The organism is Shewanella sp. (assembly GCF_051658185.1).
Lineage (GTDB): Bacteria > Pseudomonadota > Gammaproteobacteria > Enterobacterales > Shewanellaceae > Shewanella.
Genome location: NZ_JBOFMC010000294.1, coordinates 1 through 8,543 on the forward strand (window position 1 = coordinate 1; position 8,543 = coordinate 8,543).

At 47.3% G+C, this 8,543-nt stretch carries 6 protein-coding genes; 3 read left to right on the forward strand and 3 right to left on the reverse strand.

Annotated features, from left to right (window positions below; all coding sequences use genetic code 11):
• The first annotated feature begins 450 nt into the window (after nucleotides 1-450).
• Nucleotides 451-1,227, forward strand: coding sequence for a tRNA-uridine aminocarboxypropyltransferase (locus ACRCZA_RS11245; protein ID WP_438674525.1), 777 nt, complete (start codon nucleotides 451-453; stop codon nucleotides 1,225-1,227).
• Nucleotides 1,228-1,461: 234 nt separating this feature from the next.
• Here the strand turns inward: ACRCZA_RS11245 and ACRCZA_RS11250 are convergent, their stop codons facing one another.
• Nucleotides 1,462-3,519, reverse strand: coding sequence for a PhoX family protein (locus ACRCZA_RS11250; protein ID WP_438674526.1), 2,058 nt, complete (start codon nucleotides 3,517-3,519; stop codon nucleotides 1,462-1,464).
• 328 nt (nucleotides 3,520-3,847) lie between these two features.
• On the opposite strand from ACRCZA_RS11250, the gene ACRCZA_RS11255 reads away from it, so the two are divergent.
• Both ACRCZA_RS11255 and ACRCZA_RS11260 read left to right on the forward strand, forming a co-directional pair.
• Complete coding sequence (locus tag ACRCZA_RS11255; protein WP_438674527.1) at nucleotides 3,848-5,854, forward strand: RecQ family ATP-dependent DNA helicase; 2,007 nt, start codon at nucleotides 3,848-3,850, stop codon at nucleotides 5,852-5,854.
• Nucleotides 5,847-6,122, forward strand: coding sequence for a hypothetical protein (locus tag ACRCZA_RS11260; protein WP_438674528.1), 276 nt, complete (start codon nucleotides 5,847-5,849; stop codon nucleotides 6,120-6,122). Before ACRCZA_RS11255 ends, ACRCZA_RS11260 begins: the two co-directional genes overlap by 8 nt.
• Before the next feature lie 264 nt (nucleotides 6,123-6,386).
• Here the strand turns inward: ACRCZA_RS11260 and eco are convergent, their stop codons facing one another.
• Nucleotides 6,387-6,935: a serine protease inhibitor ecotin gene (gene eco / locus ACRCZA_RS11265; RefSeq protein WP_438674529.1), complete on the reverse strand. Its 549-nt coding sequence runs from the start codon at nucleotides 6,933-6,935 to the stop codon at nucleotides 6,387-6,389.
• 472 nt (nucleotides 6,936-7,407) lie between these two features.
• Nucleotides 7,408-8,543 (reverse strand): tyrosine-type recombinase/integrase (locus ACRCZA_RS11270; protein ID WP_438674530.1); only part of this gene is annotated, 1,136 nt, incomplete at its 5' end.

Here is an 8,543-nt window from a genome sequence, read left to right on the forward strand (position 1 = left end):
AGCGGATTGGAATTGGGGTTGCAATATCGCGTTGATCATATTGGCTTAGGCCCTTAAAAGTACAAACATAATCGATCTTGAGGGGAGTTGGCGGATCGTTTGCGGGTTTTATCGCCAACGCCCGTCAGTGCTTAACCTATCTGCGCCGTTTATCTCCATCTAAAGTTACCGCGGCGCAACAAACTGCAGTCTAAGCATTTTAGTTATGGTATTAAGCGAGTTTTCCTACTCTGTAACTCGCCAGCGTTTGCGAATTATCAGCGTTTTCGAATAATCAGTGCCTGCGGATTGCACCCGTAAGCGTCAAGGGATACACTGCGCCGCCGTAGGTGGATCCAAACTATCGCTTAGCCTTTTTAAGCCATGGTGCTGATAGCAACCACCAAAAACGCCCAATACTGGGCATCGCACGGTTTCCCCAGAATGTAAGTTTGCAAGAGAATTGGTTTTATGGCGCTCGCCCCCCATGCTGTTCATCGGTTATATCAGTACCGTAAGTCTATTTCGACAAAACCTTTTGGTGCCCGTGGTAAAAAACTTGTCCGCTGCCATTTGTGTTTATTAGGTGAGCAGTTTTGTACCTGTGCACTGCGCCGGCAATTAACGACCCAGGCCAGTTTTTTACTGATCATGTATAACGATGAAGTGCTCAAACCCACCAATAGTGGGCGCTTAATTGCCGATTTGATCCCCGATACCCATGCTTATATTTGGTCTCGCACTGAGCCTGATGCACAGCTACTGGATTTACTTCATTCTCCGTTATATCAGCCTTTTTTGGTCTTTCCTGCCCAATATGCCGAGCAGGGGCAAACCGTATTAAATCAAGTGCCTGTCGCAACTTTGCCCCAGAGCAAACGTCCGTTATTTGTGATGCTCGATGGCAGTTGGCGTGAGGCGATAAAAATGTTTCGTAAGAGCCCTTATTTACAGGCGTTACCTATGTTGTCCTTTGATCCTGACACCCTAGCGACCTATGCGCTGCGTAAGGGTAGCCATGATTTTCAGCTTGGTACCGCAGAGGTTGCCGTGCTCGCTTTGGGGGCAATGGGGGAGGCGGCTAATGCTAACGCACTCAGTGCTTGGTTTGATTTGTTTGTGGAATCGTCATTACTTGGGCGCAATCGTCGCTGCCGTGAAGAATTGTTGCCCATTAGCCAGTTTACCGATGCATTTACGCAGGCATTCGCGGAGGCAGAAGAATTCGTGCAGACCGAAGGCCGCTAAATCGAGACAAGATCAAACATTCAGCCCCTCAATGGCAAGATGCCAGTCTCGTCAGTGTGAGCTCTTTGTGATTGTGTAGACGTTGTTGTGTAGACGTTGTTGTGTAGACGATATCCTCTAGGATAACAGGGCTATCTTACCGTTTAGATTGCGTTTAGATTGATAGGATGGAGAACTGGGCCGCAGTTTCACGGCCCAGTTAATGTCGATTAAGCTGGTGTTAGCTAAACGGCGCTACACCGCCACTTCTTTACCGTCGAGTTTACGGATGATGACTGTTGCGGAGCGGGGGCGAATGACCTGACCTGTGGGCGTCGCTTCAGCCGCGTTACTCGAATAGGGCCAATTGGCAGGATGCTGAATATTGGCAAACATGGAGGTGTAATCAGGGCTGATGGCAAAGCCTGTCACTTCGCAGTCATTGGGGCCAACAAAGAACCGCTTTAATTCCATTTGGTTATTTTGCCTCACGGGGAGTGGTTTTTGCTGCGCATCCACGAGGGTTGAGGGCACAATCGCCAGCATTTGGTCATTGGTTTTGTCGGCGACTTCTTTAGCGCTGTTATCGGTTTGCACCCAGAGGATCCCGCGCTTATCAAAGGCTAAACCATCAGGACTCGCAAATTGATTGATATCGGTTAAGCCGGACAAATTGGTGTCAGCATTACCATCGCTTGGCGAGCCAAAGACAAAGATGTCCCAGCTAAATTCAGTGTCTTTATCACCCTCATCCCAGCGGATGATATGGCCAAAGTTGTTTTTAAGGCGTGGATTGGCCGGGTTAGCCTCGGTGCGTTTGGAGTTATTGGTCAGCGTTAAATAGACGGAACCGGTAAAAGGATCCACCGCGCACCATTCTGGACGATCCATCGGGGTCGCCCCGACCAGATCCGCCGCACCAGCGGTGTTTATGATCAGTTCACCTAAGGTCGCAAAGCTATCCCCAAGGGTTTTACCATCGGTGGTTTGACTGTTTAAGGTCAATGGCAACCACACGCCGCCGCCATTTTCATTGAACTTGGCGACATAGAGCGTCCCCTCGTCCATATACTTATTCCCCGTTTGCAGACGATTGCTGCTGTTGGCATCTTTTGCATCCCACACCGCGGCGGAAACAAACTTGTAGATATATTCAAAACGGGCATCGTGTCCTGAGTAAAACACCACAGGTTTTCCTTCGGTCAACTTACCGAAAGTACAACCCTCATGGCGAAAACGTCCGAGGGCGGTGCGCTTAACCGCCCGTGAGGTAGGATTGTATGGATCAATTTCAACAATATAACCATGGCCGTTGGCTTCATTACGGTAATCATCCAATGCACTCACGCCCTTTGGCGTGATATCAAAACGGCCAAATTCATCAAGGCGTTCTTCATCTTGTCCGGCAAGATCATCCCAGCCGTAGCGGGTAGTGGTTTTACTGATCCCAATGCGCGCTTGATCGCGGCTAAGCGTGCCACGATTAACAAAGTATTCTGGCCAATTTTCTTCACAGGTCAGGTAAGTCCCCCATGGAGTATAACCATTACCACAGTTATTGAGCGTGCCGCGGGCTTGACTGCCATCGGGAGAATAGCGGGTTTCGAGCAGTGGTGAATAGGCAAGGGGACCGGCGATATCAAACACACTGGCCCCGGTAAAGCGGCGGTTATAGTTATCGTTTGTCACCACTTCCCACTGATTATTCACCAATTTAATGCGAACGACCGTCACGCCATGGGCGTTAATTTCTTTACGAACCTCATCAACGAGAGTGCGCAGCTTAGAAGTCGCATCGACGGTTGGGCCGTTAGGGTGCAGGGCCATTTCATCAATGTATTCATGATTGATACATAGCAATCCGTCATTGGCGGCATTATTCAATGGAAAGAAATGCATACCATCATGGTGCATCCCGACGGCATTGGCCTGATCATCGGCGCTATTACTGCCATCGGCTTTCCACGGGGCGGCTTTGGAATTGAGCGGCGTGCCCCATGGTGCAAGCACTTGTGCGCTATAGCCTTCTGGCACGACAACCGCATCTAACCGAGCCCCCGGGACCGAGGTAAAATTCAGTTTAGCGCTGCTTTTGCTGGGGGGCACTGGGATTGTCGGTTCGACTGGTTTAGGCGTTGCGGAATTATCCGAGCCGCAAGCCGTCAAGCCCATCCCGGCAAAGGCGGTCATCGCCCCGAGTCCCAGGCCGCTTTTGACAAAATGGCGACGTGATAAATGTTTATCCAACACTTGGCTAAATGGCTCATTATTGCTTTTATTGTAAAGCGTTGGATCAAAAGTGGCCTTGCTCATATTTCACTCCAATTGAAGGGTAGGATGCGTTTTCGAGCGTTAGCCTGTCACAGGAATGTGACAATAAAGCGGAATTTGTGTGACATAATCATGGCAACCTCACCCAGAAAAGAGCGTGGTTTAAGGTAGTGCGAGCGCGAAAGGGACGCTAACTGCCTTTAAGTTCAAGCTAATACACTATCAAGCCACCCCAAGCGAGATAAAATCACCAATCATCCCGCAGAATTTGGTAGACTTAACCACTCACTTTTTATACTAGCTTGCTTTTGTCCATCGCTTCAGTGTCGTTATTCCTGAACATCAAGACAGATAGGCTAAGGAATGGCCCATGCTGCTTCCCCCTACAACTCCCGCTCAATCCTCTTCTGCGCCGCTCAATAATTTGGCTAAGCTACAGCAACAATTTGGGTTTTCGGCATTTAGAGCAGGGCAAGCTGAAACCATTAGCCAGTTGTTGGCTGGACATTCGAGTTTGGCTATTTTTCCAACGGGTTCGGGTAAATCCCTTTGTTATCAATTTACGGCAATGCAATTACCCCATTTAACCTTGGTGATTTCGCCGCTGCTGGCGTTGATGAAAGATCAACTGCAGTTTTTAAAAGACAAGGGCATCGGTGCCGCGAGCATTGATTCCACCTTAACGGCAGAGCAGAGTCGGCAGGTGATGCAAGACGTGCGCAGCGGGCGGCTAAAGATCCTGATGGTATCGGTTGAGCGCTTCAAAAATGAACGTTTTAGACAATTTATTCAATCCGTACCTTTATCAATGCTTGTGGTCGATGAGGCCCATTGTATCTCTGAATGGGGGCATAACTTTCGGCCAGATTACCTCAAGTTGCCCCAACATCGTCAAGAACTGAATATTCCCTTAGTCCTATTACTCACCGCAACGGCGACACGCAAAGTAACCTTAGATATGGCGGCGCGATTTGATATTGCGCCTGAACATATTGTCAAAACAGGTTTTTATCGGCCAAATCTTGATTTGAGTGTGCTCCCGGTGGCGAGCCAAGATAAAGTACAGGTGCTGAAACAACAGCTAAGCCAGTTAAGCGGCGCGGGGATTGTATATGTCACACTGCAGCATACCGCCGAGGAAGTCGCCCAAGCGTTGCAGCAGAAGGGTATGCGTGCCAGTGCTTACCATGCCGGATTTGATGATGCAAAACGTCAGCAAATTCAACAAGATTTTATGCAAGACCGTTTAGATGTCGTGGTGGCTACCATCGCCTTTGGCATGGGGATTGATAAAAGTCATATTCGGTATGTGATCCACTATGATTTGCCTAAATCGATTGAAAACTACAGCCAAGAAATCGGCCGAGCCGGGCGCGATGGCATGCTGGCTCACTGCGTGACCTTAGCCAACCTTGATGGCGTCAATACGGTCGAAAACTTTGTCTATGGTGATACGCCAGAGCGCAGTGGCATAGAACAAGTTATAGTGCACATTCGCCAAAGCCTGCTGAACCAGCGTTGGGAGTGCCAGCTTAACCTATTATCGAATGAGAGCAATATTCGTCAATTACCCCTTAAAACCTTGCTAGTGCAATTGGAAATGCGTGGCGTAATTAAGCCGCTTTATGCCTATTATGCGGATGTGACTTACCGTTTTATCCAAGATACAGCAACCATACTCGAGCAGTTTGATCCTCAAAGGCAAGCATTCTTATCCCAGCTATTTGCCCATACTTCAATGAAGCGTATCTGGGGAACGGTAGACTTTGCGGCGCTGTATGAGGCAACGGGTAAGGATCGCAGTCGCGTATTAGCCGCGCTCGACTACCTTGCCGAGCGGCAGATGATTGAGTTAGAAACCAAAAAACTGACCGACGTGTATCAGGTTAATCCAGCGTTATTACTCTGCGCCGAACTCGTGGATGAGCTGCATCAATATTTTGCTGAAAAAGAGCACAAAGAAATCCAACGCATTGGCCAATTACTGCGTTTTTTTGAGTTGGACACCTGTCTGAGCCGTAATTTATCCCGTTACTTCGACGACCACTTAGCACCAGAACATTGCGGCCATTGCAGCGTATGTCGCGGTGCCGTGGCGAAGCTGAGTTATTCTGCCGCGCCCGTGTGGCCGGATAAACAGCAACTGATAGAAGATATAAAAGCATTACAACAGCTTGCACAAACACAGGGGTTACCGAGTTTTAGCCTAGAGAGCCAATGCCGCTTTTTAGCCGGGATGACCTTACCCCAATTTAGCCGATTGCATATCCGTAAACTCAAGGGATTTGGCCGCTGCGCCAGCTTAAGGTACGCCGAGATAAAGCACAGCGTGTTATCGTTAAGCGCACGAGATGATCAAAGGATCAACCATGAATAAAGCCGTAAAAAAGATGCTCGCTAACCATGAAAGATTAATTCATTCTGATGGTGTCACTGTGCTTTCTCATACCCAAAGAGAAAAGGGCGATTGGGTTCAACATACTGTAATGGTTGAAAATTGTGATGTGCCTTTTAAATTTAGACGCGTCAAAAAGTATAAGAGTTTGCAAGGGCAAAAAATCAGTGTGGTGTACTATCCCGAAACGGAACTAGTGGCAGGCTTTGAAATTGAGATTATGCAAGTGGTTAGAATTAAAAGATTTTAACATTTATCCTACCGCTGCTTTGGCAGAGTTCAGCCAGCAGGCGAGCAGGGCTGGCCGATACTACACTATGGGCCGATTGGTTTAAGCCAATTGATTTCTATCGAGTTAAATCCGATAAAGTGAAAAGAATCAACAGCGTTAACCCCAAAGAGTTAACCCTTAGGTATCTCACTCGCCATCAATCCTTTTGGTAAGACATCAATGATTGCTAAGCAGCTCAGCCATAGTCGCTATCGCTGAGCTTGGTTTGCAGTCTATAACCGATTATTTACTGTACTGAAAGAGGGAGTCGACCTTCCAAGTACGAAAGCGTAATTCGGTTCCTTCTGGCAGATAGAATACCTTGGGTAAGCGGCTGTCATATTGCAGTTTAAGTTCCCCTGGGATACGCACAAACACTTCTTGTTTGTCCTGTTCGGGACAGGCCATCCGCGTGCTGGCACCAGGTGTCACGGTATCGACTTGATAATACGGATAACCCCAACCTTCAACCGTATGCTCCTTCAACTCGCCCCTTAAGCTATGGCGATTACAGTCAACCCATTGGGTTTTACCTATTTGAATTTCGAGCTGGTAGTCTTGCTCATTCTCTAACTGCGGTAAGGTTAAAATATGTTGAACCGTGCCCACTTGTGGGGCTGGATACATTTTAGTCTGTTCATGTGCCACATAATTGTGAGGGGTATAACTCAAAACACTTATCATAGGGGCATTGACTCCTGTGGGAGGTGGACTGACGGCCGCAGCGCTAATACTGAATAAGGCCAAAGACAAAGGCAGCACAGCTGCTTTAACCAGTTGAGTGAGTTTCATTGATTCTCCTAGTATTCACCGCTCGTTTGTTGAAAGGCTCCAACACATGACGAGCAGATTTCGCTGAAACAGCATAGCTGTAAACGTAACACAATTAAAAAAGGGTTAGTGCCCGGCATATTTTCCCATCGCGAACACACGGCTTGCAGAGGTGGCGTGAATCTCAAACAGACTTAAGCCGTTGCCAGCTTGCTCGATTCTGAGTTTAGGGCGGTATCCCTATAGCCTATACGATGCAATCTAAGCTAAACAACGTTGCTTAAACAAAGCCGTCTAAACAAAGCAATCTAAACAATGTCGCGCAAAGTCAGTAAAGGGTTCAGCCAAGCTGACGCCGTATTTTCGCAGATCCCGCAGGGACATTCTAATGGTAAGAGAGGTATTCTCATCATTCGTATTTAACATAATATACATTGTGCGCATCTTTATGTGTGTGGTGTATTTGAGTGACGCATAGCTAAAACTTGATGGCTCAAACGATCCCCTGTAAATGATCGAGCGGTTTGTTATAGCCGCTCTCATGGCGTTCAATCAGCGATGTATGCAAATATTGCGATGTGGTATCGATACTCTCATGCCCAGCGTCGGCTTGCACATGGGACAAAGGCCGACGATTGATATTGATATCATGAGTTATCCCCGTATGCCTGATGTTATGTGCAGTCAGTTTACGCATCTGCTGGGCATCCGCGATAAAACCATCATTGTGTGCGTTATCCGCCGCGAGATTAATGAGTTGTTGGATTTCGTCACGGATCTGCCGAATACCCAAATTAGCATTGAGTAGACCAACATCACGGCCACGACCCGCGGCGCGATGCCTTACAAACAATGGATGAGTTTCATCCTGCAAAGGAAAATCGGCTAAACCTAAATAGCGCCGATATGTCACTAATGCCGCAAGTAAGGCTTTAGAAATCGATACACTGCGTTTTTTGCCGCCTTTACTTAAGGGAATATGAAAACTCCATATTCCGGTTTGCGGATTTTGTCTAAATTGGCTCATGACTGGCGAATAACCAGCCCGTGCCGAGACATCTGAAATCCGTAAATAGCACGAATAAATCAATGAAATTAAAAATAAACTTCGCTGATGTATTTCAGGAAATTCCTCCGCTAATGCCGTTACAGTGGTCATAACGTATGACCACTGTAACTCAGTAAACGCGAGGCTATTTTCATCTTCGAGATTTTGCCGTTGATATTGCGGATTCGATGCAAAGCGGCTGTGATTAAGCCATAGCTGTGCGGGATTACGTTCACAATATTCTTCGCTCATTAAGTAAGCGTAAAATGATGATAAAACAGCAATTTTTGTTTTTAGTGCATTATCACTTAATGTATAAGCTTGGAGCTGGCCTTGCCGCTTTTTACCCACAAAAGGCCGCCATGCTGGATTCGGTACACGTAGATCCTGTTGCTTATCCTGTTTAAATTGCGCCACGTTGAAATACCCAATCAAATCCACCGGTGGATTAAGGCAATAATCAACATAGCGACTCATATCTTTGCGCATCACCGCCATTGGCGACATCGCCACAACATCAAAGCACCAATGTAAAAATGTCGTTAACTCACTGCGGTAGGTTTTATAGTTATTTTCACTCT